Below are 26,809 nucleotides of genomic sequence, written 5' to 3'. Positions count from 1 at the left end.
TGCACCGTGTTGGCGCGGTGAGGTTTGCGGATTTTTTCGCCAAGTGGCAACGCGTTGTCGCTTGGTGGCGGAATGCTGGGCGTTCAGAACGACTGGCGGCGGGGCTCTTTTTTTGGGCGACGGCACTGGTGTGGGCACAGCCGCTGCCCGGTGGTCCGCGGTTGCCTTTTTTCCTTTTGCTTGGCTTTGCGATGGGCGCGTGGTGGCATGCGCGGGGTGACCTTTGGCGGCCACCCGCTGCCAAAGGGACTGCGGGGAGTCTCTTGGTCTTCGCGCTTGTGCTGGTGCTTTCCGTCATCGGTGCGCCGCAGCCGGCGATTGGGTGGAGCTATGCGCTGGGCATGAGCGGGTTTGCGGTGGCTTCCGCGGCGCTGGTTTGGGCTGCGCGCCGGTTGCCCAGACCCTCGTTCTGGTTGGGATGGGGGGTGCGTGCGGGATTTCTGTTTTTGTTGGGCGATGCGTGGCTCCAGTGGTTGGTCGGTCGAGACCTGTTCGGGGTTCCGTATGGCGCATCCTATTTCGAGGGACGGTTGCTAGGCCCATTTGCCGATACGTTGAAGTTACCGGTGCTGCTCGCGCTGCTCTTTCCGGTAGCCGTCTGGCCATGGCGCGACCGGATGCGTGTGGCGTTGCCATTGTTGCTCGCGACGGGGGGGGTGGTGTTGCTTTCGGGCGCGCGCAGTGCGTTGGTTTTGCTGATGTTGGCCGCGCTTCCGGTTGTCTGGCGGTGGCCGCGACGCGTGCGGGTGGGGCTGTTGGGTGTCGTGGTGTTGGGGGTTTTTGCGGCGGTTGTGGTTTCACCTGCTTGGCAGAAACGGATCGAAAACAGTGTAGACGGTTTCGTGGCACTACGGCAAGCAAAAGAATCCGCTGCTACCGAAGAAGGGCTCAATCGGATTCTTTCCCAGCGATGGGAGTTGTGGCGCAACGCGACGCGCATGGGGGCTGCAAACCCGTTTTTCGGTGTTGGGACAAAACAGTTCCGCTATGTGTACGCCGACTATGCCGATGAAGGGGATCTCTATCTGCATGCAGATCCCTACCATGCGCACCACCTCTACCTGGCGCTTTGGGCGGAGCTCGGCGGTGCCGGGCTTCTCTGGTTCTTTGTCATTGCGGGAAGCATGTTCGTCGCTTTTCGCAGGGCTTCTCCGGAGGCGCGGGCGCGTGCTGCGCCGTGGGCAGCGGCACTGGCGGCGTACGCGTTTCCGGTGCAATCGCAACCGGTGTTGCTCAATGTCTGGTGGTTTCCCGTGATCTGGTTGTGCTGGATCGCTTTTTGGGTGGCACTTACCGAGTCGGATCGAGCGGAGCAATCTCAACAAAACGGGCAAGGAGAGCCGCCAATTGTCTCCGAATCGTTGTTTCGTTGAAATGGCGTAGGAAGGTGGTGCGCGCTGCTTCACCCAGGCGCTGCCAGTGCGCGGGAGCCGAAGCGGCCAGTTCTGTCAAGCATCGCGCCAGAGCGTTCGGATCCGCTGCGGGAACCCAGAGAAGGCCGCTCGCGGTTTCTTGGATGACGGGTTCAGGATAGCTGGGCGCTTGTCGCGTCACCACCGGCCTGCCGCTCGCAAGCCCCTGAAAAACCTTGTTGGGAATCACCCGTTCCGCTTTGGGCGTTGCACCGAATATGCCCAGGACGAAGTGGGCTTGCGCGATTCGCTCCGGTAGCGCGTCATAAGAGATCGGGGGCACGAAGGTGAGGGTGAGTTTCGGCGGCAGCGGCGCGTCGTGGGCGAGCGCTTGGCAGCGTGCAAGCAGCGGGCCGTCACCGATCAGGGTGAGCCGAAGTGGCGGCCCCTGGTAGCACTGCGCAGCGGCGACGATCGTTTCCGGGCCGTGCAGCGGCAGGAAGCTGCCCCAAAAGAGCGCTTCGGGACCCGCTTCGGGATTTGGAGGAAGTGGGGTGGCGCGAAAGCGCGCTTCGTCGGCACCTACCCAGATGAGGTGCAATTTTTCTCGAGGAACGGCAAGGGCTTCGTGGAAAAAGTCGGCGTGCGCCGGGGTGTCGACGACAACCGCATCGGCAAGGGAAAAGCATTGTGCCTCCCAGCGGTGGAGGCGCTCAGCGCGGGCACTGCCAGGATCAAATTTTCGCCGTTCGAAAACCTGTTTGTCGTATGCTGAGATCAGCGGGTCGATGATGAGCGGAACGGACCGCGTCCGCGCCCAAGCCGCCGCTGCAGCGATGTCGCGTTGTCGAAACGCCGGTACCCAGACCAGAGACGGTTTGGGGAGGGGGCGAAGTGCAGCTTCCCACTGTCCAAGCGGACTCCAACGGGGGCGAAAGGAGACTACCTGCCAGCCCAGCTCGCCAAAGAGGCGCATGAGGAACGCGTTGCGCGCGTAGTGGGGGTCGAAGCGCCCCCACCAGAGGACCGTGGGGTTCATGGCGCTGTGGTCTGGTTTTGGTCTTGTGGATCGGTGTTCGGGAGGTCGAGGGTAGGGGGAAGGCCCAAACGGCGGCGTTCGGCGTCTTCCCACGCTTTGGCAACGCGAAGGAAGCGCTGAATCGCGTACATGTGGCTGATGAGAACGCCGGTTGCACCGTTTGCGAATTCACGCCGCAGGAGGTACGACTTCCAAAACGCGAAAAAGGGAAGCAGAAAGAGGGTGAGAGCCGAAGGTTTCCCTTTGCGTTGGCGATATTCCGCCGCGCGCCACGTGGTGGTTTCGTTGATTTTGGCAAGGTGATGGGTGAGCGAACGAAAGGAACGGTGCCAGACGAAACCCTTGAGGTGCCCAACGGTGCCGCTGCGCACGACCACCGAATCGTGCACGGGGTGGGGTTTGAAGCCGGCGCGGCGACGGTCGTAGAGGCGGATGGGGTGGTGAAACGCGGTCCAGGGGTGGCCCATTTTTTGGGTGGGGTAGATCGGGAGGATGGGGAGGGTGTAGGCCGCGTGCTCGGGTTCGCCCGCGCGAAAGTGCGCTTGGATCTCAGCAGCGAGTTCGGGACTCACGGCTTCGTCGGCGTCTATATTGAGGATCCAGTCGTTGCGGCACGCGCGTTCGCCGAACACTTTCTGGGGCCCATACCCCTCCCATGGACGAACGAGGACCTTTGCGCCGAAGGATTCGGCGACCGCAACGGTTGCGTCCTCGCTGCCGCTATCGACGACGAGGATCTCATCGACCCAGTCACGGACGCTCGCGATCGCTGCAGGTAGGCGGTCGGCTTCGTTTTTGGTGATGAGGAAGACGGAGAGGGGGAGTGGCATACGCGCAGTGTCGATTTGCTATAATGAGATCCATTCTATCATGTCGAGGAGCTGGGTTGATGGATCTGGGAAAAATCAGAAAGGAGTTGATTTACCCTTTCTGTCGTATTGAATCGAAGCGACTCTTACAAAAATTTCATGAAAAACCAAGAACGCTGAAAGAGGTTGTGGACGCAGCGATGGATTTCGGTGGTCACGGCTATCTTCGTGTCAAAACGATGCAGATTCGGTCAGAGATTTTGCAATTGGCCGAGATGGTAGCCGAGATTCAGCCAAAAACAATTCTCGAGATCGGAACGCACCGCGGGGGGACACTTTTCATTTGGGCGCATTTGGCGAGTGAGCTGGCTGTGAGCTGCGATATCAATGATATGAGGCGGCAGGAATGGTTGTTTACGAAATTTCCGCCGCCTTCGTCCCGGTGTGAAGTAAAATTATTGTCCGGTAATTCGCATGATCCTGCCTTTTTTCAAAGGGTTCGCAATGTATTGGCGGAACGCCAAGTTGATTTTCTTTTTATTGATGGCGACCATACTGAAGAGGGGGTTTCGCAAGATTACCAGATGTACAAAGACTTGGTCAGGCCAGGTGGCTTGATCGCCTTTCATGATATTGTAGATAATCAACCGTACGAAACGAATCAGGTCCAATTTTTTTGGAAGAAATTGAAGAAAATAGCAGACGTTGTGGAGATCATCGAAAATCCAAACCAAACTGGATTTGGGATCGGTGTATTACGCGTTCCTGCAGAGGGGGCGCCAGATCTTCATTGATTGCATTTGTCCGGAAGCCCCCACGTTCTTGGACAGCCGAGCAGCAGCCAGACGAGCTGGCTCCCGTATCCGATGAGTCGTTTGCGAATGCGGGGGACACAACCCAAAGTCACAGCGAATAGGGTCAGTTGTCCCAAGGTGTTGAGCACGACGCGCACCACTCGATTGATCGTGACGGTGGCGGCCAAGAGCGGGGGCATGGTTTTGCGATAGTAGAGGAGGCGCGAACGAAGCGCCTCGATTTGGGCCTCAGTGCGCACCGCTTGCGTCGAATGGCCTTTGCGGTGCGTGACGGATACAGCGGGATCGAGCGCGATTTTCCAGCCGTGACGGCGCATGCGGACGCACCATTCCGTTTCTTCGAAATAGAAGAAAAAATCGGGGTCCATGGGCCCAACCGCGTCGATTGCCGTGCGCCGTGCTGCGATGCAGGCACCGACGATCGTTTCGTCGGTGACGGTTTCGCGCAACAACGCTGCTCCGTTCCGGTGAACGACGACGATGAGAAAGCGTTTCACAGACACGGTACCGACCAATCGCCCCGGGACGTTATGGCGATTCTACCCGCTCTGCCAACCGCTGATACAGGGCGAGCGTTTCGTGCTGCATCGCGGCGAGCGTGAAGCGTTCCGGGAGCGGTTGGGTCACCGGTGGCAGCGTACCGTCGAGCGCGGCGCGGATCTGGCGGGCAAGCGCGGTTTGGTCGCCCACGGCAACCGACCCTTCGGGGTAGATCGCCGCGAGTTGCTCGGCAACGCCGCCGTGATGGTAGCCGATGACGCGCGTACCCAGGGCCAGCGCTTCCAGAGTGGTGCGCCCAAACGCTTCGGGGTCGGTGGAAAGCGAGAGGACGACGGTGGAGGCGGCCAGGATGTTTTTGAGATCGGGGCGGTCGCCGGTGAGGGTGACGTGGTTTTCCAAACCGTGCGCGCGGATGGTCTGTTGCAGCTCGGCGACATAGTCGCGCCGCCGTGCGTCGTAGCCGCCCACGAGCAGCGCGTGCGCGTCCGGGTGGCGGGCGATGATCTCCCGCCACACCGTCAGCAGTTCCGCTTGTCCTTTCCAGCGGGTGAGCCGCGCGGGGAGGGTCACCCAACGTTTCCCCCGGGTTTCCGGGAACTGCGCGTACCACTGGGCGAACCAACCGGGGTCAGGGCGGTAGCCGCGCGGATAGGCAGCCGGGTCGATGCCGCGTGGGATGACGACCAAACGCTCCGGGTCGGTTTTCGGGTAGTGGCAGAGCACGTAGCGGCGAATCGCTTCGGAGACGCAGATCACCGTTTCGCCGCGGGTCATCACGGCGCTGTAGCGGTTCACGGAGTAGAAGCCGTGCACGGTGGTCACCAGCCGGGGACGCAAAGCAGGTGGAATGCGACGCCAGGCGAGGTAACCGACCCAGGCCGGGAGGCGGGAGCGCAGGTGGAGAATATCGACCCGCTCGCGCATGAGGAGGTCGCGCACTTTGGGAACGAAACGCCAGAGGGTGGCGACTGACTTTTTGCCTACGGGCCAGGGAATCCATTCTGCGCCGATCGCGCGCAGATGGTCGGCGTAGCGGCCCCCGTCGGCGATCACGATCGCGCGATGCCCCGCGGCAACCAGCGCTTCGGCGATCTCGACGGTACCGCGTTCGACGCCCCCCGAGTGGAGCGCCGGTAACATCTGGACGACGGTGAGTGGCCGCGCGTGCATGGGGAAAAGGCTAGCGGTTGAACCATTTCAGTGTCGCGCCCCAGGGTGCGATGTCGATGCGGGTGGCGTGGCTGCAGGCGAAGTCGAGCGCAAGCCACCGTTCGCGCGGCAGCCCCAGGAGGTGGCCAGCAATCGCTTTCAAGGGGCCGGCGTGGGCGACGACCACGAGCGCGTCGGCATCGAGGCGGCGTTCGCGCGTTTCCTGCCACCATTCGAGCGCGCGAATCGCCATTTCGGCAGCCGATTCGCCGCCAGGGGGTTGAAATCCGAACGGGTTTGCTGCCCACCGGGCGATCAGTTCTGGGTCGATCGTCTCAAACGGCACCCCCTCCCAGTCGCCAAAATCGATTTCCAGTAACCGGTCGTCGTAGGAGGGGCGGCCCAATGCGCGCGCGAGTTTCGCGGCCCGTTCGCTCGGGCTGCTGTAGAGGTGGAAGTGTTCGGGCAGCAGTGGCGAGAGGCGCGCTGCGACCGCTTCCGGGTCTTCCGCGAGTGGCCATTCGCTCTGGCCGTAGCAGACGCCGTCGGGTGCTGCCGTTTTGGGGTGTCGGATCAAATAGAGTTCCATGCGCACAAAATTCCTAGTAATCCTGTGGTAAAGGCCGTCGATTCGATCGCGCCGAGCACGTCACCGGTAAAGCCGCCCAAGCGCTTGTCGGTGCGCCAGATCCAGTAGCCGGCACCAAGCCCGATGCCGGCGATCATGCCCGATGCCACCGCAAGCGGCAGTGCGGCTAAGGGCAGTACGATCGCCAGTCCCGCTTTCGCCCATTCGCCGCGAGTCAGTTTGGCGGCGGCGAAGGGGTAGGCCTTGCTGCCATCGGCGGAACGCAAATAGGGCAGGCGCGTCATCGGTATGAGAACGATGAAGCGGGCAGCCGCATGGGCAGCGACGAGCGCGCTGCAGACGGCGAAAACGCCATGGGCGCTGCCCAGCAGGGTGAGCGCCTGCCACTGCAGGGTCAATGCCAGCCACAGTGCGATTGCGCCGAACGTGCCGACGCGAGAATCCTTCATGATGGCAAGAACGCGAATTGTATCGTAGCCGCCGCCAAAGCCATCGACGGTGTCGGCCAGTCCGTCTTCGTGAAATGCGCCTGTGACGATAAGGTGGGTTGCTAGGGCGCAGAGCGCCGCAAGCGATGCACTGGCGAAAAGGGTGGAAGCGACGAGATACGCGCCTGCGCTCAGTCCCCCTACGATGAGTCCGACCCAGGGAAAATAGGGCAGGGTGCGCGGAACGTGCGCGGCGCGATAGCGCCCGGCGCTTGGGCAGGGTAAGCGCGTGAAGTAGCGGAGCGCTTGCGCGAAGCGCCTCCATTCACGGTGTAAAGAACGCATCCAGCGGGGCGGCATTTGCCGATAGCGGTTCACGCGCGGTCGGCGACGCCAGCCGATTCGAAGCTCGCCATTTCGTTGAGAAACGCGGCGGCGGCTTGTACGAGTGGGTAGGCAAGCGCCGCTCCGGTACCTTCGCCCAGCCGCAGGTCGAGGTCAAGGAGGGGCGATACGCCCAGGTGGTCGAGCACGGCGCGGTGCCCCTGTTCGTTCGAGCAGTGGGTGAAGATCAGGTAGGGGCGGATTTCCGGTGTGATCGCCAGCGCCGCGACAGCCGCTGCGGTGGCGATGAAGCCGTCGACCAGCACCGCGACGCGGCGTTCGCTGGCGGCGAGCATCGCGCCCGCCATTTGGGCGATTTCCAGTCCGCCATATTCGGCGAGGATCTGCCACGGGTCGGAAGGCGTGCCGCCGCGCGCCAACGCTTGTTCCAGCACGGCGCGTTTGCGCGCGACACCCGCGTCATCAAGCCCTGTGCCGCGACCGACCAGCGTGGCAAGCGGCAACCCCGTGAAGCAGTGCAACAAGAGGGTGGCGGTAGCGGTGTTGCCGATCCCCATTTCGCCCAGGATCAGGACGTCGAGGGAATCCGGTAGGCGGCTGACGATTTCCGCCCCGGTCGCGACGGCGCGGTGGGCAAGCTCCAAGCCCAGCGCAGGCGCAGTCACCGCGTCGTTGCTGCCAAAAGCGAGTTTCGCATCGATGAGATCGGGGTGTGGTGTGAAGAGGTGGTCGACCCCGGCGTCGACTACTTTCAGCGGGATGCCGAAGGTGCGGCAAAAGACGTTGATCGCAGCGCCCCCCGCAAGGAAGTTCCGCACCATCTGCCAGGTGACGTCGCGTGGGTAGGCAGAGACGGGGTGGGTGCGGGTGAGGCCGTGGTCGGCGGCGAAGACGAGTGCGTAGGGGTGGTGCGCGCTTGGGTCGAGGCGGTTCTGGATCAATCCGAGTTGCAACGCCACCGCTTCGAGCCGCCCCAGCGCACCCAGGGGTTTCGTTTTGCGGTCGATTTTGTGTTGGAGTTTGGGGGCCAGGGTTTCGTCGATCGGCGCGGGTGTAGGGCGCATGGGTGTTCCTTTCAGGATTTGAGCGGGAGGGGAAGTCCTGCAGCGACGAAGGTAACCCGGGTGGCAACGGCCGCAACCGCCTGGTTGAGCCAGCCCGCTTCGTCACGGAAGTGACGAGCGAGGGGGTCGTTGGGGACGATGCCCAGTCCCACTTCGTTGGCCACGAGAAGAATCGTGTGGTGCGGCGCCGCTTTGGCGAGATGTTCCAAGAGCGCGGCGCGTTCGGCTTCCCACGCTGCGCGCCGGGTGACATCGGAGGCGTCTCGTGGTGTCGGTGGCAGAGCGTGCGGGGGCGACCACGCCGTTTCCCACCAGAGCAGCCAATTGCTCAACCAGAGGGTGAGGCAGTCGATCACGACGGTGTTGGCGTGTGTAAGCGCTGCGTCGAGCGCTCTGCTCAGGTGGTACGGCGCTTCGATGGTGTGCCACGTGTTCGGTCGCTGCGCGCGGTGGTGGGCGATGCGCGCCGCCATTTCGTCGTCGCCTGCGTGGGCGGTGGCAAGGTACGCCACGGGCTCAGGGGCGGCGCGGGCGAGCGATTCGGCGTAGCGACTTTTGCCGGAGCGGGCGCCGCCCAGGATGAGGTGGATCGTCGCTTGGGGGTTAGGTGTCGGCGGCATCGGGGTGACGCGACCCGCTGTGGTCGGCCAAGAACGGTATCGCGAGTTGTTCCATCGCTTGGGCAAGCGCGACGTCCTTCGCGGTGAGGCCACCGGCGTCGTGGGTGGTGAGGGTGACTTCGACCCGGTTCCAGACGTTGCGCCATTCGGGGTGGTGGTTTATTCGTTCGGCAACGAGCGCCACTTGGCTCATCCAGCCGAACGCTTGGACGAAATCGGTAAAGCGGTAGGTGCGCTTGAGCGTTTCGCCTTCGCGTTGCCAGCCGCGTGGTAACAAAAGGGTTTCGAGGGTGTGCCGGTCTGCGTCGTTGAGCTGAGCCATTGCGGTCACTCCTGTCGCGTCGATGCGGGGATGATACCCAATTCATGCGCTGGCGCGGCGTACCGTTCCCAGTGGAGGTGGTCGGAAAGGGGGTCACGCTCGGCCCAACCGACTTGTTGCAGCTCCGGTTCGGGAAGGAATTCGCGCACCCATCCCAGGCAGAGATAGGCGATCGGGACGACGTGGTGTGGCAAACGAAAGATCTCCCGTAAGGCTTGCCGTCGGATGATGCTGACCCAGCCAACGCCAATTCCTTCTGCGCGCGCCGCCAGCCAGAGGTTTTGGATGGCGCAGACGCAGGAAAAGAGATCCATCGAGCGCTGGTGGGTGCGCCCCAGTACTACGGGACCCCCACGGCGGCGGTTGCAGGCAACGAGGAGGTTGATCGGTGCTTCGCGAATCCCTTCCAGTTTGAGTTGGCGATAGCGGGTGCGCCGTTCGCCGCTGAAGCGCATTGCGGCTTCTGCGTTGGCTTGGGTAAATGCGGCATGGACTTGGGCTTTGGTTTGCGGGTCACGCACGATGACGAATTCCCACGGCTGGGAAAACCCGACCGAAGGGGCGCGGTGCGCGGCGTCCAACAGGCGCATCAGAAGTGGTTCAGGGATAGGGTCGGGGAGAAAGTGGCGGCGCACGTCGCGCCGCTCGGTAATCGCGCGGTAGACCGCAGCGCGTTCGGCAGGGGAGAAAGCGTTAGCGATCATCTCCGGACGTGCTCGGTTGCGGTGGTAAGGTGCGGAGCCGTTCGATGTAGGCAAGCGGTAACTGCAGTTGGGCCGCGAGCGCTTCGTTGCTGGCTGGGGAAGTTTGAATCGCGGCAATCGTGCCGCTGAGCCCCTGCGAGAGCGAGTGTGCCGGGCGTTCGCCGGGTAACGGGGTACCGTCGGCGGCGTATTTGTTGCCGTAGCCGCGCGGTGTGACCATTTTTCCGTGCGCGACGAAGGTGTTGCTGTTGCCCACAAGCACGGTCGAGAGCATACCGATTTCGCATTCGGCCATTTCGGCAAGCGTCGTCATCTGGATCTGCTGCCGTTTGCGGTATGCCGATTTGACGATGGCTACTGGTGTGGTGGAGGCACGGTGTTGCAAAAGCAGCCATTGCGCTTCGACGATCTGCTGGGTGCGTCGTCCCGATTTGGGGTTGTAGAGCGCGACGACGAAGTCGGCGGCGGCAGCGGCGGCGATGCGTCGGGCAATCACCGGCCACGGCGTGAGGAGGTCAGAAAGCGAGATCGCGCAGAAGTCGTGGGTGAGCGGTGCGCCGACAAGTGCCGCGACCGCAGAGAGCGCGGTGACGCCCGGTACGACCTCGACCTGAATATCCGCTTCGGCATCGGGGCGCCAGCCGCTGGCCAAAAGCGCTTCGAAGGTGGGGCCAGCCATGCCGTAGATGCCGACGTCCCCGGAGGAGATCAACGCGACGGTGTGTCCGCGTCGGGCGTATGCGATCGCTTCTTGTGCGCGGTCGATCTCTTCGGTCATCCCTTTTTTGATGATCGTTTTCCCGGCGGTGAGATCGGCGACGAGCCGCAAATAGGTGACGTAGCCGATCACCACATCGGCCGCTGCGATCGCTGCGCGCGCGGCATCGGTCATGTGCGCTTCGCTCCCAGGGCCAATGCCGACGAGATAGAGCGTTCCTTTGGTACTCATACGCTAGCTCCTTCAGCGGGGTTCAGAGCAAAGCGAGCGGTACACGTCGCGTTCGGATGCGTTGCGGGTTGCGCCATCGGGTTTCGTTCCTTCAGGGGGTTGGTAACAGTAGGCGAGGGAGATGGTGACGTTGCGCCCGTCACTGCCGCGACGGCGCAGTTTTTCCACCGGGAGCATCGGGTAGCCCGGATGTTCGGCCAGGGTCGATGCGCGCCACCCCGCTGCGAGCAGCGCCGCCGCTTCGGCAACCGAAGGGGTGCCGGTATAACGGCGCACCGTCTCCGAAGGGGAAGGAACCGGAATCGCGGCGAGCGCTTCGGGCGGGTAGAACGAGAGGCTGGCGCCAGCGTGAAGGTAGGGCGCCAACGCTTCGTGTAACCCCGATTCGTCGCGCTTCAGGGTGATCGACGCGCAATGGACGATTGCGGCCGGTTCGGGCAGACGTGCCAACGCTTCCTGCAGGGCCGTGGCGATCGTTTCCGCAGGGGTGCCCCGGTCGCAACCGACACCGACGGCAACGCGGGTGCGGTCGATCCGCTCCGGCGGCGCGTAATGGATGAGCCGTTCTGGGAACGTTGCGCGGACCTGCGGCGGGGGTGGGATGCGACCCACCCAAAGGAGCGCGCGGAAGTGGTTGGCGAGTTCGCTGGGAAAGGGGCTGCCCGGCGAAACGTGCCGCACGTGGATGTGTTGGGGCAGTGGTATGCCGCGGCGGCCGCCGGCGTGGTGGGACCACCAGTCGCGGTCGTGGTCGCACGTTTGCCACAAGAGCACGGGGTCCCCATTGACGACGGCAGCCGAGACATGGACGACCGTGTCGTGGCTGGCTTGGAAGCGCCAGTCGAGTTCGCGGCCCAAAAGGTCGACCGCAAGGCTTTTCTGGCTGTCGGATGCGGTGGTGAGCACACAGGTGGCTCCCAGCGCTTCGGCAATCGCTTGCGCCAACGCGTTGGCGCCACCCAGGTGGCCCGAGAGCACGGGGATGACGAAGCGGCCGGAGTCGTCGATCACGACGACCGCTGGGTCGCGGTTTTTGTCGGCAAGGAGCGGCGCAATGAGGCGGACGATCGCACCCAGTGAGACGACCGCGACAAGGGCGTCGTGTTGCTGCCACAGCGTCGCAATCGCGTCCGCCGTTTTGCTGGCGTAGGGGCGAATATGAGCCGCTTCGCCGAGCGTTGCGGCATATTTTTCGGGGAGGTAGAGCGGTGCGTGTGGGGCGACCGCGGCGCGCGCGCGGGCTGCGGTTTGAGCGCCATGCCGGGTGATCGCAACGAACGCGGGGGCGGCGAACGCGTTGCGCGCCGCTTGCCAGGTTGCGGTTTGAGGAGGTGCTTCATGAGGGGGATTCTTTGGGTCGAGGGACATCGTTGGGGTCATCGTGGGGTTACTGGGTCACAGGGATTCACTGCAGCAGCGTGGGATTTCGCTTCCGATGCGGTAGCGGTCCCATCGATACGGGGCAGTGCGGTGGTTTTTTTCCGACAGCCGCGAATGCGTTCGCCGACCGGCGTCGCGTTGGGGTTTCGCAGGATGAGGAGCGCGAGGTAGCTGAGCGTGGCGTCGGCAAGGTCGTGAAGCGCTTCGCCGCGAAGGATACGCTCGTTAGGCAAGCCGACTCGTTCCGCAAGGAGCGCGTGCGGAAGGAGCGACCGTTCGCTGAGCCAGGCAACGAGCGTAGGCCAGAGGGGTTTGACTTTGAGCAGGATCAGGGTCTCGAAGTGGGGCAGGACCGCTTCGATGAGAGGTAAACCGTAATTGGCGGGAAGCACCGCGATGCGTTCTTCCTGTGCAGCAAGGGGAATCGCTGCGGCCGCCGCGGCGGCAGTGAAGCTATTGACGCCGGGTAGGGTGTCGACGCGAATTCGGGGGGCGCGTTCGCGCACGGCCGCAGCCAGATATTGGAACGTGGCGTAGGTCGAGGCGTCTCCTTCGACCAAGACGGCAACGTCGCGCCCCGCAAGCAGGGTGGGTAGGATCGCCTCCGCGGCGCGGGCCCACGCCCTGGTGAGGACAAGGGGATCGTGGCTCATCGGGAAATGGAGTTCGATCGCGTCCGCCGGGGTGGTCAAGCCTGCCCGGTTCGCGATCGTCAGCGCGACCGATTCGCCACCCTGTTTGCGTACCGGATAGGCCCACCGTGCCGTGCCGGTGAGGAGGCGCCATGCGCCGCGGGTGATCCAATCCGGGTTGCCGGGGCCAAGCGAGATCCCGTAAAGGGTGCCCAGCGTCTCGGTCGTTGCGGCGGCTGGAGGTGTGGTCTCAGACAGGAAGTGTAACGAAACAGTCATGATGGCTCCTTCGTCGCCGCAACGAGCCAGACCGGGTTTTCGGCGGCGAAGCGGTGCATCGCCAGGATGGGTTTGGTGCGTGCCGCCCACAGTTGGGTGGCGTGCCACGGGGCGTTGAGTGCGGTCAACGCCGCGGTGGCGGTAGCCAAGTTTTCCAAGGTGACGAAGGTGGCGACAAGCCGCCCGCCGGGGGCGAGGCGCTGCCAGCAGACGGTAAGCAGTTCGCTCAGTTCGCCGCCGGAGCCGCCGATGAAGACAGCGTTGGGGTCGGGGGCTTCGTCGAGCCCGGCAGGCGCTTTGGTGTGGCGAATTGTCCAGTTGGCTGCGTGAAAGCGGCGCGCGTTGGTCAGGGCGATCGCGACGTCGTCGGCGTTTTTTTCGAATGCCCACACCGCCCCGTCGGGAGTGAGGCGGGCCGCTTCGAGGCCGACGCTGCCCGATCCGGCGCCGATGTCCCAGACGGTGTCGCGCGGGGTGAGGGCCAAAAGCGCAAGCGCCACCGCGCGCACTTCCCGTTTGGTGATCAGCCCTTTTTCCGGTTGTCGTTGGGCGTAAGCGTCGTCGCTCCAGCCGAAAGCCGCTTCGGTGCCGGGGGTGGTGCTCGTCAAGATCGTGATGTGCGGGTGCGGAAACGCGGTTGCGGCAGCCTGCGACGGTTCGAGATCGCGCCACAGCGCTTCGCCGTCGAGCCCGATGCGGGCGGCGACGCTGATGCGGTATCGATCATCCAGCGCCAGTTCGGCGAGCGCACGGGCGATTTCGGTTGCGCCTGCACCGGGTGCGGTGAGCGCGATGATCGGGGAGCGGTGGTGCGCTGCCGCGACGAGTACCGGGCGCAAGGGGTGATGGGGGGCATTGGCCCAGGACCACGGTTCGCGTACTTTGCCGTGCGCGGAGACGAGCGTAGCGTTGTGCCAGGGGATACCCAGACGCGCGCAGGCCAGTTGGACCGAACTGCGCTCAGGCAGCACCGTGACCGCGTTGGGACCGAAGTGCGCAAGCAGTGCGGCCGCTGAGCCGTGAAAGAGGGGATCCCCCGTGGTCGCAACGACCACCCGTTCTCCTTGCGCGATCGCACGAGCGCACCGCTCAGGCAGTTGCGCGAGCCACGCTTCGAATGGTTCGAAACGGGCGTTGGGCGCAAACCGTTCAGCAAGCGAGGCAAACCCCTTCGCCCCGAAAACGAGGGTGGCCTGTGCCAGCGCGTCGGTGACTGCGGGCAGAAGCGGTTCTCCGGGTAGCCAGCCGATGACGGTCGGGTTCATCGTTCTTCCCATTCTGCAAGCCACTGCGGCGCTGTGGATTCATCGATGCGTGCCACCGCATTGCCGGCAAAATCGACGGTTTGGATCGTGAGCCGCCGTGCCGACCCGGGCCAATATTTCGTTTTGAGCGTGTGCCACGCGCGCGCAGCAAGCGCCGAGTGAAACGCGACGTCGAGACCAAGTTCGGCCAATCGTTCCGCGGCAAAACGGGCCGTTTCGGCAGCGGCGATCTCGGCTACGAGCGCGGGTGGGGCGCCGACGGCCCGCGCGCAGTCGGCAAGCAAGGTGCGATCTACCTCCCCTTTTCCGGCGTGGGTGACGGGCATTCCTTGCGCCATTTTGGTGAGTTTGCCGACCATCGCGCCGATGATCAGGTGGCGGATCCCGTTTTTGCGCGCGGCATCGAACGCGGTGCGGACGAAGTCCCCCATCTGGACGAACGCCGCTTCGGGCAGCTCCGGCCACAGCGCCATCATCGCCTTTTCGGTGCGCCCACCGGTGGTCAATACGACGGTGTCACACCCTTGGGCACGCGCAGCCCCGATTGCTTGGACGACGCTTGCGCGAAACGCTGCGGTGGAGTATGGGCGCACGATGCCGGTGGTTCCTAGGATCGAAATGCCGCCCACGATTCCCAAACGCGGGTTGAGCGTGCGTTTGGCGAGCGTTTCGCCCCCAGGTACTGCGATGGTGACGAGGAGACCGCGGTCCGCGCAGTTCAGAAGTTCCGGCATCAGGCAGACGGCGCGTTCGGGTAGGGGGGAAGTGGGTAGCGCGGCGCAGGCGGTGGCGGGAGGTACCGCGCCCAACAGTTCGCTCAGATTCTCACACAAATTTTGCCGCGGCACCGGGTTGATCGCCGGTTCCCCGACGGGAAGACCAATGCCAGGGCGCGTGACGATGCCAACCCCTTCGCCAGCAGCCACGAAAAGGCCAGGGGCGGAGACCAAGGCAACGGTTGCGGTGATGGGCGCTTTGTCAGTGACGTCGGGGTCGTCTCCTGCGTCTTTGATCACGACCGCGGTGGCGCGTCCGTCGGGATGAAGGCGCTTTTCATGGACGGGGAAGACGACGCGTTGCCCGTTGGGGAGCTTGGTTTCGATCGCATCCGGGATCGCGCCGGTGAGTAACCCTTGGGCCGCCGCACGCGCCGCTGCAGCGGCACACGCGCCGGTGGTGAATCCGGTGCGACCGCGGTGGGCGCGGCGCTTGGCGTTGGGATCTGCGTGGCCCGTCACAGCGCTTGATTCCTTCAGCGTTCCGAATCCGCCGTTTCCGCAAGCGCCATCAATGCGTGAAGTGCCGCAACCACCAACGTCGATCCCCCTTTGCGCCCGCGCACGACGATCCACGGGGCACGGTTGCAGGCAATCAGTGCCTCTTTTGATTCGGCGGCGGAGACGAACCCGACAGGCATACCCAGGACCACCGCCGGTTGTGCTTGCCCGGCTTCCATGAGTCGAACCACTTCGAGGAGCGCGGTGGGGGCGTTTCCGATCGCGACGACCGAACCGGTCAAAAGTCCCTGTTCGGCGGCACGGCGCATCGCCATCACCGCACGTGTGGTATTCGCCGCTTTTGCCGCGGCGATCACTTCGGGATCCGAGATGAACTCATGCACTTCGATGCCGAAGTGCTGCAACCGCGGCTTTGAGAGCCCGACCCGGATCATTTCGACATCGACGATGAAGGAGGCGCCGCGCCGTATCGCTGCGATCGCGGCCGAGACCGCCTCGGGATGAAACTGCACAAGCCCGTTCATTTCGAAGTCGGCCGAGGCGTGGATCATACGCCGCACCACGGGCCATTCGTGCGTTTGGTAGGAGTGGGCGCCCACCTCACGGTCGATGATCGCGAACGATTCGTGCTCGATTGCGGCACCGGCAGCGGTGAGTTGTTCAGTGACACGCGGTGTGGGTAAGGGGTTCGTCATACTTGTTCCTGGAGTTGCTCAGTGTGGAAGTGGGGATCGGGGCCGTTTTCGTGATGGGGGTGGTCGTGGGGTTCGTGAACGCTGCGGTGGTGGTGGAGATGGTGGTCGTGATGATCGTGGTGATGGTGACCAAGCCCGTGCGCGAGCGCAAAGGTGCGGTATTTGCAACCGGTGCAGGCGAGCGTCGGCAGCGTTTCGTGCGGTTGGGTGAGGAGCCCGTCGAACCAGGCGGCGATCTCAGGGCGAAACCCGAGGTAGTCACCAAGCGCCCACGCGACGGTGGGATATTGCCGCTCGAGACGCGCCACCTGCGCGCGGATCCGTTCGATCAAAACGCCGGTGAAGAGATAGACCGGCAGCACGATGATCTGGGTCATGCCCCAGGTGACGAAGCGCTGCGCAACCCGTTCCAGCCGCGGGTAGGTGACACCGGTGAAGGCGAGGTCGACCAGTTCGTGGTCGGTCGCTTCGAAAAGGCGTCGCGCGAGTTTCGCCAATTCGGCATTTGCCCCGGGGTCACTCGAACCGCGCCCCAATAGGATCACCCCTGTGGTCTGCGGATCGGGCATCGCCAGGCGGCGCATCGCACGGTTGCGTTCGCCTTGAAGCGCGGCAAAGAGTTCGTCGCCGGTTCCCACTTGTGGGGTGATGGTGAATGTGACGTCGGGAAAGGCGCGCGCGGCCTCGGCGACAGCTTGCGGGATCTCCATTTTGACGTGACCCGCGGCGTTGATGATGAGGGGGATGACCAAAACTGTCGCTGCCTCTGGGGCTGCCGCGCGTGCGGTTTGGGCAGCATGTGCCAACCCTTCGGGCAACAGCACTTCGGCAAACTCGATGAAGCAGGTGAGGATGGTGTGGTGCGGATGGCGTTCGCGGGCGGCTGCGGCGAACTGCTCGACTTCACGATTGCCTGCGGGGTCGCGCGAACCGTGGCCGACGATGAGGACGACGGGGTTGGCAGAAGGGCTCACGACGCTCCTCCGTTGGGTTTTTCGGGTGCCTTGTCCGCACGACGAAAGCGGTGGGTGAATGTCGGGTCGTAGAGCTTACTGCGGGGGGCACCGTCCCATTGTCGCGCACCGAGCGCTGGCGAAACGATGATCATCGCTTGCGAGACGATCTTTGCGGCGCGGCAAGCGGTGCTGAGTTCGGACAGGGTGGTGCGGACGATCCGCTCCTGCGGCCACGACGCTTTGTGTACCACCAGAACAGGGCTTTCTGGCGCCCAACCGGCGGCAAGGAAGGCTCGTTCGATCTCCCGCGTCAGCGTGATCGACAGAAAGAGACAGACCGTAGTCTGATGCGCGGCAAGCGCCTCGAGCCGTTCGCGCGGCGGCATCGGGGTTCGCCCTTCTGCGCGGGTCAAGATCACCGTCTGGGTGACCTCAGGCAGCGTGAGGGATTCACCCGCTGCCGCAGCGGCGGCAAACGCCGACGAAACGCCTGGCACGACGCGCCACGGGACGCCTGCTAGGTCGAGCAGTCGTGCCATTTCGGTGAGTGCGCCGTAGAGCGTGGGATCCCCCGTTTGGAGCCGCACCACGGTAGCGTGGCGCTGCGCCCGTGTGGTCAGCCACTCGGCGATCGCCTCGAGCGTCATGCCTTTCGAATCGGCAATTTCGGCCGACTGGGGCGCGTAGCGGGCAACCGCCTCATCGACGAGCGAACCGGCGTAGAGCACCGCGCCGGCTTCACTCAGCAACCGCTGCCCTTTGACGGTAATGAGTTCTGGGTCGCCAGGACCCGCCCCGACGAACCAGACGGTGCCGGGGCAGGGATTAAGCGGTGGCAGAGACACGGGGCGTTACCTACCAGTGCGCGACCGTTACGCGGCGCGATGCAAGCGAGCGGTAAAGAGCGTGTCTTCGCCGAGCCAGTCTTTTGCGTATTTCGCCGCGGCAAGAAGCGCCAGATCGAGCGCCGGTTCGACCACCAAGACGCTCAAATAGGCAGCACCAAAGGTCGCGATCTGCTGCCACGCTTGTGCACCCAGTCCCAGGAAGGCCCAGAACGCGACCCACAGCACCACACCACCCTGGTAGGTGAGGGAAAGACGAAAGACGTCACGGTAGCGCAAATCGGTGTAGGGGGTTTGCGGCGCGATGGTCCGTTTCGCGACCGCCGCGACGGCAAAGAGCGGGACGAGAAGGGTGGTGACGTTCGCGAAATATTGCGGCAAATCGTACGGGGCGAAGAAGAGGCTCTGAACGAGCAACGCCGTAGCCAAACCGACCGCCGCCGGGGCAAGGCCAAAGAGCAAGAAGAGCGTGCTGCCCAAGATGAGGTGCACTTCGGAAACGCCCACCGCGGGGTGTGGCAGCAGTTCGAACGCCGCAAATGCGATCGCGAACGCACATGCGCTGCGCACCCAAAAGCGCAGGAGGTGTGCAAACGTTGGAACCACGCGTTCGGAAACGAACAGCGTCGTCCAGACAGAGCGCGCCGCGCCGAAGAGTGCGGCCGTGCCAGTGAGGTAGGAGAGGGCCATCTTGGCCCCGGTCAAGAGTCCAGGTTCGATATGCATCGTGCTTCCCTCCGAGCCATGCCGTTACGAAAATTCTGCGCTCGGGGGAAACAGCGAAACCGTGAATACGGAGTACGATGACGCTATCCCACGTGCCGTCACCCCGCGGCGCAGTTGGGTTTGCGCGTCACGATCGGTCTCCTGGCTTGCCGTCGTCCTGCCGCGACGCCTTCCCAGAGCGGTTGCTCCAGTGGCTGAGTGTCGCGCCAGTCAGGCTCACAGTAGCGGGGGCTGCGCCGGATTTGCACCGGACTTCCCGTGTGGCCAAATGGCCACTATCGTCACGCGTGCGGTTATTATCGGGGAAAACGGTAGGCACCGTCAACGGCCGTTGGGGTCGAGCAAGAACTGCGCTTCGCGAATACCCGCTTCGGTGAGCGTGACCATCACCTGCGCTGCTTGCTCGAAGGGCACCGTCCGCTCCACAGCAAGAAGAAGCGGCGGCCGGTTTGGCGTCGCGGTCAGTTCGGCAAGGCGGCTACGAAGCGCTGCCTCGGTCACTGGGGTGCCATTCCAGAGGAGCGCACCGTTGGCGGTGAGGGTGAGCGTGATCGCATCGCGGTTGGCGGGGGCGGGGCTATGGCTTGCGCGCGGTAGTTCGGTACGCACGGCGTGCAGAAGCGCTGGTGCGGTGACCAGCAGAATCACCAGCAGCACAAGGAGTACATCGACAAGCGGCACGACGTTGATCGTCGGGCTCGCGCTCGCCCGGCTTTTGACAGCGAGGAACGGAAGGGGACGGCGCATCATGGTGTTGCGGCTGCGGGCTCCTCATCTTCGGCGGCAAGCAGCAGGTAGCAGGCGTGGGCAAAGGCCTCTAGCTCAGGGATCACCAGGCGGTTGGCGCGGCCAAAGAGGTTGTGGGCAATCGCCGCCGGAATTGCCACCGCTAAGCCTACCGCGGTCATGATGAGCGCTTCTCCAACCGGGCCCGCGACGGCGGCAAGCGACGCTTCGCCCGAAAGCGCGATCGCGCTCAACGCGTGGTAGATGCTCCAGACGGTACCGAAAAGGCCGATATAGGGGGCGGTATTTGCAGCCGTTGCAAGCAGCGTGAGCCCCCATTCTCGCTCGGCCACTTCCCGTTCCAATTGCGTTTGCAACGCCCGATAAAGCCACTCACTGCGGTGGAGCGTCCCCCGGTGGCTTGCGGTGCGCCAGGCCTCAAGCGCTGCGCGCGCGAGCCGCCCGTAGGGGTGGCGCGTTGCGCCGCGCGCAGCAGCGAGCGCGCTCAGCGCCGGGTGGCTATCGACCTGGGCAAAAGCGGCGCGAAACGCGCAAACGAGCGGCCTTTCGCGTGCGGCCAGCCACAGCCGGGCGCCAATGATCGCCACGGTTGCGAGAAAAAGCGACACGAGAACGGTCAAGACCGTCCAGCCCACGGCATCGAGGCGGGCGAAGAAGGGGTGGGCGAAAAGTGCAAACGGTACGAACGGTTCGCTCACGATCTTACCCGGAGTGTAGCTGGAAACGGAAAGGTTGCCAGACGGTTACCGTGCGATCCTGGGACGACCCCGGCAGGGCGCAGCGCCATTGGCGCACCGCTTCCAAGGCGGCGGAGGTCAACGCCGGATGGTCGGTGGTGGAGCGCTCCGGGTCGACCTCGGCGGCAACGATCGTTCCGGCCCCAGTGAGTGTCACACGCAAGGTGATCACCCCCTCAACCCCAAGCCGCCGTGCCACGAGCGGGTAGAGAGGGGGCGGGCGGTGGGGGCAAAAGACTTTGAGTTCGCTTTTTGCCAATTCCGGGGAAAGTGGCGAGGACGCCAGAGCGGCGGGTGCCGAAGCGGCGGGTGCCGTAGCGGCGGGCGGTGCCACGGCTCTCTCTGCTGCCGCGCGATCGTGCCCAGGGGGAGCGGCTGCGTGGGTTTCTTCAAAGGTGTTCGAGGGGGTTGGCTCGGCGGCAGCCGTCTCTACAGCGGCAGGTAGCGCTTTTTTGCGGGGAGCAGGCGGCGTAGGCGCCGCAAAGGGGGCGATCGATGGGGGTTGACGCGCAGCCACAGGCTTTTCGGTACGACGCGCAACTTGCTCTTTTGACAACGGCCGCTTGCGGTCGGGGTCTGGTTGCGACAACGTGTTGGGCAGAGGAAGCGCGGCGCCTTGAGGTTTGGCGACTGGTTCGGACGCAGCTTCGGGCTTGGGGGCGACAACCCAACCGACGGCAAGGGTAGCGGCAGGAGACGGAACGACAGGCGGGGTGGTAGGGGCAAGCGCGCCCGCAAAAAGCGCCGCCCCGCCTACGAGCGATAGGCTGAGGAGCGCCCCTGTGGTCCGTTGTCGGTTGTGCCATGCGGTCATGCGCTGAAGCATACCATCGTCTGCGCGCCGCACCTCCCTCGCTACGCTCTCGCCGCTCTAGAAGCGCACGCGCAAACCGGTCCAAATGGTGCGCCCAGGGCCAGGGACTGGGGTACCCCATTGCGGCACGTTGGGGGGCAACGGGTTGGTCATCGTCGTCCCTTGACCAACGTAGGCGCCGCCAAGCGGGTAGGCGTAGCTGCGGTCGAATACGTTGTCGATGCCGAAATGCCACGTCACGGCGTTGGAGAGCGTCAGGCTCCCTTGCCAATGCAGCAGTGCGTAGCCCGCTGTCGGAATTTCGTTGCGCATGCGGTTGGTCCGCGATTTGCGTTCGACCGCTTCGACGATGAAACGCTGTTGCCACTGCCCGCGCGTCTGGTCAAGCGTGAGCTTGACGTTGCGCGGCATCACCCCGTAGAGGTTGTCGCCCGTTTCGGTATTGCTGCCGCGGCTGCAGGCAAGCGTTGCGGCAAACGCCCAAGCGCCCCAGCCGTTTCGCGCAAGGGGGCCGCGCAGCGTCAATTCATGCCCGTAGAGCTTCGCCCGTTGATTGACATATTTGAGCACCACAAACCGGTTGGTGACGGGAGTGGCGCGGGGGGCGTTCGCGGTGGCGTCCCACTGCACGGCGTCGATGTAGTCTTCGACCACGGTGAGGTAGGGGCGCCACTCGACGCGCCACCCGTCGTTGTTTGCTTGCCAAGCCAGGCGCGCTGCCGCGGTGTAGGCCTTTTCCGGCTTCAGATCGAGGTTGCCGATGTAGCCGTTACCGTCGCCGACGAAATTGTTCATGAGCGCTGCCATTTGCCAGGTACTCCACGGGTAGCGCTCATAGAGGCTTGGCGCACGGCTCTGGTGCGCTAGGTCCAATCCGGCGCGCCAAGCCGAGGCAAGTTGCCAACTGTTTGACCAGACCAGGTTCCAGAGGGTGTCGCCGCGGGAGCGGTCGCTTGCGTTGAACGCGGTGCTGTCGCGCAGTTGGTAGTTGAAGTTCGGTGCCACGCCATTGGTGTTGGCGTAACCCGCAACCGGGTCGGCGTCGGTGGTGACCCGCTCGATGCGCGCGCCGAGCGTGGTGCGCCACGTTGGGGTGATGGCGCGCTCCCATTCGGCAAAGAGCGCGGTCCGTTCGCGCTTGCCGTTGCGGATGTTCCAGAAGGTGTTGGGCCACATCCCACCACCCGAAGGGGGCCACCAGTCGTCCAGGGTGTAGCGGTTCCACTCACCGCCCATGCGCACGAGCGACGCGGTGTCGAGCGCGATCGTCGCTTTGACCTTTGCGCCGTTGGTGGTGCTCGACGCGTACATCGGCATTCCAGCGGCGCAAGTGGGGCCGAGAGGGGCGCACGGGGAACCGTCAACGGCCGTTGGGCCGCCAGAGGCCATCCCGTACCAGTAGCGTTTGTCGGCACCGAAATCCATGAAGTGGTCGACCGTCTCGTGGTAGAGCCGCGCTTCGAGCTCGCCTGAGGCAAAGCGGCCGCGGTAGGTCAACGCGGCGCGCTTCTCCTCGTTGTCTAAAAGATCCATCCGTTGGTTGGGGTAGAGCTGGTAGGGTTGCTGCTGCAGCCCCACTTCGGCGCGCACCTCGTGTTCGCCGCTCCTCCAGCCGAAGTCAATGGCGTGGTTGCGTACCTGGTAGGCAGTAGAGCCGATTTCGTCAAGATCCAGGGTGTGGCCAGCGCGTCCGGTAAAGCGGTAGTTTTTGAAGGGGCCGCCAGCGCGCAGGTTGTCGCTTTCGGCGAAACTGCCCTGGTATTGTGCTGCGAAGGTCTCGGTGCCGTACCAGGCGGCGAAGTCGGCCGCTTTGCCGTTGCCGTTGCTGCGGTAGGTGGCGCCCGCTTCGCCACCACGAACGGGCGTTGAGTCGCTCGCAAATGGCGCTTTGCGCCGTTCCACCACCACCGCGCCGCCAATCGCGTCGCCACCCACCGAAACGGGGGTGACGCTCGGGTAAAGGGTGAGCTGTTCGATGCTCGTTGGCGCGATATAAGAGAGCGGCGTATTCATATGGTTGGGGCAGGTTGCGGTGAGATCCGCGCCGTCTATGGTCACCCGCAGCCGTTCGTCGGCCAGTCCACGCACCACAGGGAGCGTAGAGATCGTGCCGCCGGCAAGCATGCTGACGCCAGGCAGTTCCGTGAGCAGGGATGCCGTTTGTCGATGCCGTTCGCGCAGCGCGCGGATCGTCTCGGCGTTCCATTCGAACGCATTGGCGGTGTTGCGTTCGTCTGAGACGGTAACGGGCGGTAGTGTTTGCTGCGCCCACGCCGAAGCAAGCGGCAGTGCCGCGAAAGCAGTCATCAGCGCTTTGACTTGCATTGCATCGATTCCTCTCCGTTTTTCTCACCTCAGATTGTGACGATCCAATCGTCTGGTGACAATTGATTGCGGTCAACTTTCCTTGCTGATCCAGATCACGGTTTGGGCTGCTACTCGAGGTTTATTGCAACAATATTGCAAAAAATAAACTATCTCTGATACAATCAATTGGCATTACTTTGTTTGCAGGAGAGTCTTCATGGTTCATCGAAGCTTAGCCATGATGGCGGCCCTTTTGGTGAGCCTGCCAGCGGTTGCAGCCAGTAGCGAAGTGGAGAGACTGCGCGCCGAACTCGATGCCCTGAAAGCGCAGTATGAGAGGCGTTTGGCCGATCTTGAAGCGCGGCTTGCCGCAGCCGAAGCTGGCCGTCAAGCTGCGTCAAACGAGAAAGGGGAACTTGGCGGCGAAGTCAAAGACCGGTTGGGTGCGGTTGCGGCCTCCACTGCGTTCAATCCGCAGATCTCGCTGATTCTCGATGGCGTCTATTACCGTGACAACCGCAACGGTGCGATAACCTCCTGGTATGAGGGGCTGGATGGCATCAACCACGGTCATGGCGAAGGAGGACACAGCCACGGTGGGGCGATCGATTCGGGATTCAATCTCCGACCCACCGAACTCATTTTTTCCGCGGCCGTGGATCCGTGGTTTGACGCCACGGTGATGGCGACGATCGACTCGGAGGGGGGGGTCACCCTCGAGCAGGCTTACGTCGATGCGAAGCGGATGCCCGCTGGGTTGTCGCTGCGCGTCGGTAAGTTTCTCTCGGGGATCGGCTACCTCAACGACAAACATCCCCACCAGTGGGATTTCGTCGATCAAAACCTTCCTTATCGTACTTTGTTGGGTGAGGGGCTCAACGACACAGGGATCCAGTTAACCTGGCTCCCACCCACGGGGCGCCTCTACACCCGTTTGGGGGTGGAAGCCTTCCAAGGGAACGATCAACCCTACGCCACCAGCGGAGTGACCCTGCCCACCCAGCGAGCCGACGGTAACCCCTTGGCAGCCGGAGCGGCGGGAGGATTTACCGCGAAACGGGCCGGCCCCCGACTTTGGACCCTCTTTGCCAAAGTGTCGCCTGAACTGCCGCAAAACCACGCGCTCCTGCTCGGAGCGTGGCGTGCCTGGAGTCGGCAGCACCAGGAGCTCCACGACCATAGCGCAGAAGAGCCCGCGGCCTATGTCCACGGACTCGAGGGTAAAAGCCGGCTTTGGGGGGTAGAAGCGGTTTATAAATATGACGCCCCAGGCAGTTATGGCGCTGGGGATTGGACCGTGGCGGCGGAGTATTTGCGCTTGGTCAAAGATTTGCGCGTTGCGTTTCACGAGCTGCCTGCTCAGGTTGGGCAGCCGCGCACCTTCACCCAGGATGGGTTCTACGTTCAGGCGCTCTACGGGGTTGCGCCGCGCTGGCAGGTGGGGGTGCGGTATGATCTCAGCGGCTTGACGAACGAAGTGCGCTTACCCGTCGGCAAGCGGGCGTGGGACGACTCGCGCCGCTGGTCGTGGGTTGCAACCTACCACTTCAGCGAGTACTCGCGGTTGCGGCTGCAGTGGTCGCGCGTCAATCTGGCAGTCGATGGTGACCGGCACACCGGCCATGAGGTCTGGCTGCAGTACCAGCACAGCTTGGGAGCGCACGGCGCGCACACCTTTTGAGGAGAGAGTCGGATGAACCGTTGGTTGGTGGGTATTGCGATTGGGTTGCTTGCCACATGGGCATGGGCGCTCGAGGTGGTCGCCACCACCGAAAGCATGGCGGTTTTGGCGCGTACAGTGGGGGGGGACGCGGTGCGGGTCACCGTGCTTGCGCCTGCTGATCGCGATCCGCATACGTTGCAGGTCAAACCCTCGATGATCCGCGCCTTGCGCGACGCCGATCTGTTGGTGGCGGTGGGGGCAGAGCTCGAGGTTGGGTGGTTGCCCGCGGCGCTCAAAGGGGCGGCCAACCCCAAGATTGTGCCGGGTCAGTTGGGATACTTTGAGGCGGCAGCTCAGGTAAATCTCCTTGAGGTCAAGCCGGCTGCTGACCGCGCGCTGGGCGACGTTCATCCGATGGGTAACCCCCACTTGCACCTCGATCCCGTGCGAATGGGGGAGGTGGCGCAAGCGCTTGCCGTGCGCCTTGCCCGGCTGGATCCGGCAAACGGCAACGCTTTCTCTGCCCGCGCTGCTGCGTTGGTGCAGGCAATCGCCGAGCACCTGCCGGCGTGGCAGTCGCGTTGCGCCGGAAGCGGCGGTGCGGTGCTCTACCACAAGACCGGCCTCTACCTGCTCGAGCGTTTCGGGGTACCGCTTCTTGGGACGCTGGAACCGGTTCCGGGAGTGCCCCCAACGGGTAACCACTTAGAGACGCTCGCCACGCAACTCAAAGAGCGCAAAGGGGTAGTGCTCTACCACCCTTATGAGCCGCGCGAGGCAGCCGCATGGTTGGCGGAGCGTCTGGGCTGGCAAGCGATTGCTGTGCCACTCGAGCCGCCTTCGGGAAGTGACGCCGACGGCTACTTTGCTGTGATCGACCAATGGTGCTCGGCGCTTGCCCAGGCGCGGTGACTCGGCTTCTGCTTCAGGGGGTAGTGGCCGGCTACGCCCACCCTGTGGTGGGGCCACTCGATCTCACCGTTGCGGCAGGGGAGGTGGTTGGTCTTGTGGGCCCGAATGGGAGCGGCAAGACGACGCTACTGGCTACGATCTTGGGACGCATTCCTCCTCTTGCTGGCCAGGTAGTTCGCGTCGGTGGCGCGCGGCTGAGCTATCTTGCGCAACATCCCGTACGCGCTGAGGGAGTGCCGCTCACGGCGCGAGAATGGTTCCGCTTTCTTGGGATTGCCTCTGAGCCACCGCCGATGCTCTTGCCGCTTCTCGACCGTCGGCTCGATACCCTCTCCGGTGGGCAGTCTCAGCTTTTGGCGATCTGGGGTGCGCTGGCATTGCCGGCAGAGGTGGTGTTGCTCGACGAACCAACCAACCACCTGGACCCGAGCCATGTCACCGCCGCAGTACAACTGATCCAACAACACGCCCCCGAAAAGGGGGTGATTGTGGTGAGCCACGATCGCGCATTTCTCGACCGGGTGACGACGCGCTTGGTCACCTTGGGAGCGCGGATTGAGGGCTCTAACTGCTCGCTAGATACTTGCGCATAGTTGCGTGGACGTATACAATTTCAGCATGTCTCGCAAACTTGTTTCGATCCATGAAGCGGCCAAAGCGCTCGGCGTCTCGGCCCAGACTTTGCGGCGCTGGGAGCGCGAAGGCAAGTTCTTTCCCGATGAACGCACGGCAGGCGGACGCAGGCGCTATGACCTTGCCCGCATCAAGCCGGAGTTGTTTCGCTCGCAGGCTGAAGCCACACGCAAGACCGTTGCCTATGCCCGCGTCTCCAGTCACGACCAGAAGGACGACCTCAAGCGGCAAAAGCAGGTTCTGGAGCTCTATTGCGCGCGTCAGGGTTGGACGTTCGAGGTCATCGCCGATCTT

29 protein-coding genes and 1 riboswitch are annotated in these 26,809 nt (G+C 63.7%); of the genes, 6 read left to right on the top strand and 23 right to left on the bottom strand.

Translation table 11 applies throughout. The annotated features are described in order from the left end of the window. Positions 1 to 17 precede the first annotated feature (17 nt). Positions 18 to 1,373: an O-antigen ligase family protein gene (locus KUL93_RS11720; RefSeq protein WP_217126526.1), complete on the top strand. Its 1,356-nt coding sequence runs from the start codon at positions 18 to 20 to the stop codon at positions 1,371 to 1,373. Here KUL93_RS11720 and KUL93_RS07880 read toward each other — a convergent pair. Next, positions 1,291 to 2,391, bottom strand: coding sequence for a glycosyltransferase (locus KUL93_RS07880; RefSeq protein ID WP_217126525.1), 1,101 nt, complete (start codon positions 2,389 to 2,391; stop codon positions 1,291 to 1,293). The two genes, KUL93_RS11720 and KUL93_RS07880, sit on opposite strands and share 83 nt — an antisense overlap. Continuing rightward, positions 2,388 to 3,221: a glycosyltransferase family 2 protein gene (locus KUL93_RS07875; RefSeq protein WP_217126524.1), complete on the bottom strand. Its 834-nt coding sequence runs from the start codon at positions 3,219 to 3,221 to the stop codon at positions 2,388 to 2,390. Before KUL93_RS07875 ends, KUL93_RS07880 begins: the two co-directional genes overlap by 4 nt. Before the next feature lie 59 nt (positions 3,222 to 3,280). Between KUL93_RS07875 and KUL93_RS07870 the strand changes: the two genes are divergently transcribed. Then, a complete protein-coding gene (locus KUL93_RS07870; RefSeq protein WP_217126523.1) occupies positions 3,281 to 3,994 on the top strand; it encodes a class I SAM-dependent methyltransferase in 714 nt (237 codons plus the stop codon). Here KUL93_RS07870 and KUL93_RS07865 read toward each other — a convergent pair. From KUL93_RS07865 to KUL93_RS07765, 21 genes are all read right to left on the bottom strand, one after another. Then, positions 3,988 to 4,518, bottom strand: coding sequence for a glycosyltransferase family 2 protein (locus KUL93_RS07865; RefSeq protein WP_217126522.1), 531 nt, complete (start codon positions 4,516 to 4,518; stop codon positions 3,988 to 3,990). The genes KUL93_RS07870 and KUL93_RS07865 overlap by 7 nt on opposite strands. 25 nt (positions 4,519 to 4,543) lie before the next feature. Beyond that, the gene (locus tag KUL93_RS07860; protein WP_217126521.1) at positions 4,544 to 5,686 is read right to left on the bottom strand and encodes a glycosyltransferase family 4 protein; all 1,143 of its coding nucleotides are present in this window, start codon (positions 5,684 to 5,686) and stop codon (positions 4,544 to 4,546) included. A gap of 10 nt (positions 5,687 to 5,696) precedes the next feature. Then, complete coding sequence (locus KUL93_RS07855) at positions 5,697 to 6,254, bottom strand: histidine phosphatase family protein (RefSeq protein ID WP_217126520.1); 558 nt, start codon at positions 6,252 to 6,254, stop codon at positions 5,697 to 5,699. Further along, on the bottom strand, positions 6,239 to 7,027 hold the full coding sequence (locus tag KUL93_RS07850; RefSeq protein ID WP_217126519.1) for an adenosylcobinamide-GDP ribazoletransferase: 789 nt from the start codon (positions 7,025 to 7,027) through the stop codon (positions 6,239 to 6,241). Before KUL93_RS07850 ends, KUL93_RS07855 begins: the two co-directional genes overlap by 16 nt. Positions 7,028 to 7,056: 29 nt before the next feature. Then, positions 7,057 to 8,091 (bottom strand): nicotinate-nucleotide--dimethylbenzimidazole phosphoribosyltransferase, encoded by a 1,035-nt coding sequence (gene cobT / locus KUL93_RS07845; protein ID WP_217126518.1) that lies wholly within the window; start codon positions 8,089 to 8,091, stop codon positions 7,057 to 7,059. An 11-nt stretch (positions 8,092 to 8,102) separates the two neighbouring features. Continuing rightward, positions 8,103 to 8,711: a bifunctional adenosylcobinamide kinase/adenosylcobinamide-phosphate guanylyltransferase gene (cobU, locus tag KUL93_RS07840; RefSeq protein ID WP_217126517.1), complete on the bottom strand. Its 609-nt coding sequence runs from the start codon at positions 8,709 to 8,711 to the stop codon at positions 8,103 to 8,105. After that, the gene (locus KUL93_RS07835; RefSeq protein WP_217126516.1) at positions 8,695 to 9,033 is read right to left on the bottom strand and encodes a 4a-hydroxytetrahydrobiopterin dehydratase; all 339 of its coding nucleotides are present in this window, start codon (positions 9,031 to 9,033) and stop codon (positions 8,695 to 8,697) included. The genes cobU and KUL93_RS07835 overlap by 17 nt, the downstream gene beginning before the upstream one ends. Positions 9,034 to 9,038: 5 nt before the next feature. Further along, entirely contained in the window at positions 9,039 to 9,737 is a 699-nt protein-coding gene (gene bluB, locus KUL93_RS07830; RefSeq protein WP_217126515.1) for a 5,6-dimethylbenzimidazole synthase, read from the bottom strand. After that, positions 9,727 to 10,686: a precorrin-3B C(17)-methyltransferase gene (gene cobJ, locus KUL93_RS07825; RefSeq protein WP_217126514.1), complete on the bottom strand. Its 960-nt coding sequence runs from the start codon at positions 10,684 to 10,686 to the stop codon at positions 9,727 to 9,729. The genes bluB and cobJ overlap by 11 nt, the downstream gene beginning before the upstream one ends. A 12-nt stretch (positions 10,687 to 10,698) precedes the next feature. Then, complete coding sequence (locus tag KUL93_RS07820) at positions 10,699 to 12,054, bottom strand: cobalt-precorrin 5A hydrolase (RefSeq protein WP_217126513.1); 1,356 nt, start codon at positions 12,052 to 12,054, stop codon at positions 10,699 to 10,701. Positions 12,055 to 12,062: 8 nt separating this feature from the next. Beyond that, positions 12,063 to 12,977 (bottom strand): precorrin-2 C(20)-methyltransferase, encoded by a 915-nt coding sequence (cobI, locus tag KUL93_RS07815; protein WP_217126512.1) that lies wholly within the window; start codon positions 12,975 to 12,977, stop codon positions 12,063 to 12,065. After that, positions 12,974 to 14,242: a precorrin-6y C5,15-methyltransferase (decarboxylating) subunit CbiE gene (gene cbiE / locus KUL93_RS07810; RefSeq protein WP_217126511.1), complete on the bottom strand. Its 1,269-nt coding sequence runs from the start codon at positions 14,240 to 14,242 to the stop codon at positions 12,974 to 12,976. The genes cobI and cbiE overlap by 4 nt, the downstream gene beginning before the upstream one ends. Continuing rightward, positions 14,239 to 15,480, bottom strand: a complete 1,242-nt coding sequence (locus KUL93_RS07805) for a cobalt-precorrin-5B (C(1))-methyltransferase (protein ID WP_217126510.1) — start codon at positions 15,478 to 15,480, stop codon at positions 14,239 to 14,241. The genes cbiE and KUL93_RS07805 overlap by 4 nt, the downstream gene beginning before the upstream one ends. Before the next feature lie 14 nt (positions 15,481 to 15,494). Continuing rightward, positions 15,495 to 16,175, bottom strand: a complete 681-nt coding sequence (locus KUL93_RS07800; protein WP_217126509.1) for a precorrin-8X methylmutase — start codon at positions 16,173 to 16,175, stop codon at positions 15,495 to 15,497. Beyond that, positions 16,172 to 17,149 (bottom strand): sirohydrochlorin chelatase, encoded by a 978-nt coding sequence (locus KUL93_RS11715; RefSeq protein WP_217126508.1) that lies wholly within the window; start codon positions 17,147 to 17,149, stop codon positions 16,172 to 16,174. The genes KUL93_RS07800 and KUL93_RS11715 overlap by 4 nt, the downstream gene beginning before the upstream one ends. Further along, a complete protein-coding gene (gene cobM, locus KUL93_RS07790; protein ID WP_217126507.1) occupies positions 17,146 to 17,976 on the bottom strand; it encodes a precorrin-4 C(11)-methyltransferase in 831 nt (276 codons plus the stop codon). The genes KUL93_RS11715 and cobM overlap by 4 nt, the downstream gene beginning before the upstream one ends. A gap of 27 nt (positions 17,977 to 18,003) precedes the next feature. After that, positions 18,004 to 18,702, bottom strand: a complete 699-nt coding sequence (locus KUL93_RS07785; RefSeq protein WP_217126506.1) for an energy-coupling factor ABC transporter permease — start codon at positions 18,700 to 18,702, stop codon at positions 18,004 to 18,006. A gap of 114 nt (positions 18,703 to 18,816) precedes the next feature. Further along, positions 18,817 to 19,000: riboswitch (cobalamin riboswitch) on the bottom strand. Positions 19,001 to 19,023: 23 nt separating this feature from the next. After that, positions 19,024 to 19,452, bottom strand: a complete 429-nt coding sequence (locus tag KUL93_RS07780) for an ExbD/TolR family protein (protein WP_217126505.1) — start codon at positions 19,450 to 19,452, stop codon at positions 19,024 to 19,026. Further along, positions 19,449 to 20,147, bottom strand: coding sequence for a MotA/TolQ/ExbB proton channel family protein (locus KUL93_RS07775; protein WP_217126504.1), 699 nt, complete (start codon positions 20,145 to 20,147; stop codon positions 19,449 to 19,451). The genes KUL93_RS07780 and KUL93_RS07775 overlap by 4 nt, the downstream gene beginning before the upstream one ends. A gap of 4 nt (positions 20,148 to 20,151) precedes the next feature. After that, complete coding sequence (locus KUL93_RS07770) at positions 20,152 to 21,000, bottom strand: energy transducer TonB (protein WP_217126503.1); 849 nt, start codon at positions 20,998 to 21,000, stop codon at positions 20,152 to 20,154. Positions 21,001 to 21,057: 57 nt separating this feature from the next. After that, positions 21,058 to 23,325, bottom strand: coding sequence for a TonB-dependent receptor plug domain-containing protein (locus KUL93_RS07765; RefSeq protein WP_217126502.1), 2,268 nt, complete (start codon positions 23,323 to 23,325; stop codon positions 21,058 to 21,060). A gap of 199 nt (positions 23,326 to 23,524) precedes the next feature. Between KUL93_RS07765 and KUL93_RS07760 the strand changes: the two genes are divergently transcribed. The 4 genes from KUL93_RS07760 to KUL93_RS07745 form a co-directional block, all read left to right on the top strand. Beyond that, on the top strand, positions 23,525 to 24,988 hold the full coding sequence (locus KUL93_RS07760) for a TonB-dependent receptor (protein WP_217126501.1): 1,464 nt from the start codon (positions 23,525 to 23,527) through the stop codon (positions 24,986 to 24,988). 12 nt (positions 24,989 to 25,000) lie between these two features. Next, positions 25,001 to 25,882, top strand: coding sequence for a metal ABC transporter substrate-binding protein (locus tag KUL93_RS07755; RefSeq protein ID WP_217126500.1), 882 nt, complete (start codon positions 25,001 to 25,003; stop codon positions 25,880 to 25,882). Then, positions 25,852 to 26,475 carry an ATP-binding cassette domain-containing protein gene (locus KUL93_RS07750; RefSeq protein ID WP_217126499.1) on the top strand — a complete coding sequence of 208 codons (624 nt, stop codon included), beginning with the start codon at positions 25,852 to 25,854 and terminating at the stop codon, positions 26,473 to 26,475. The genes KUL93_RS07755 and KUL93_RS07750 overlap by 31 nt, the downstream gene beginning before the upstream one ends. Before the next feature lie 25 nt (positions 26,476 to 26,500). After that, on the top strand, positions 26,501 to 26,809 hold a 309-nt coding region (locus KUL93_RS07745), incomplete at its 3' end, for a MerR family DNA-binding transcriptional regulator (RefSeq protein WP_217126498.1).

The sequence above is a fragment of the Hydrogenophilus thiooxidans genome (genome assembly GCF_019049855.1).
GTDB lineage: Bacteria > Pseudomonadota > Gammaproteobacteria > Burkholderiales > Rhodocyclaceae > Hydrogenophilus > Hydrogenophilus thiooxidans.
The sequence above is the reverse complement of the archived record's forward strand: the minus strand, read 5'-3'. Positions and strand labels throughout refer to the sequence as shown.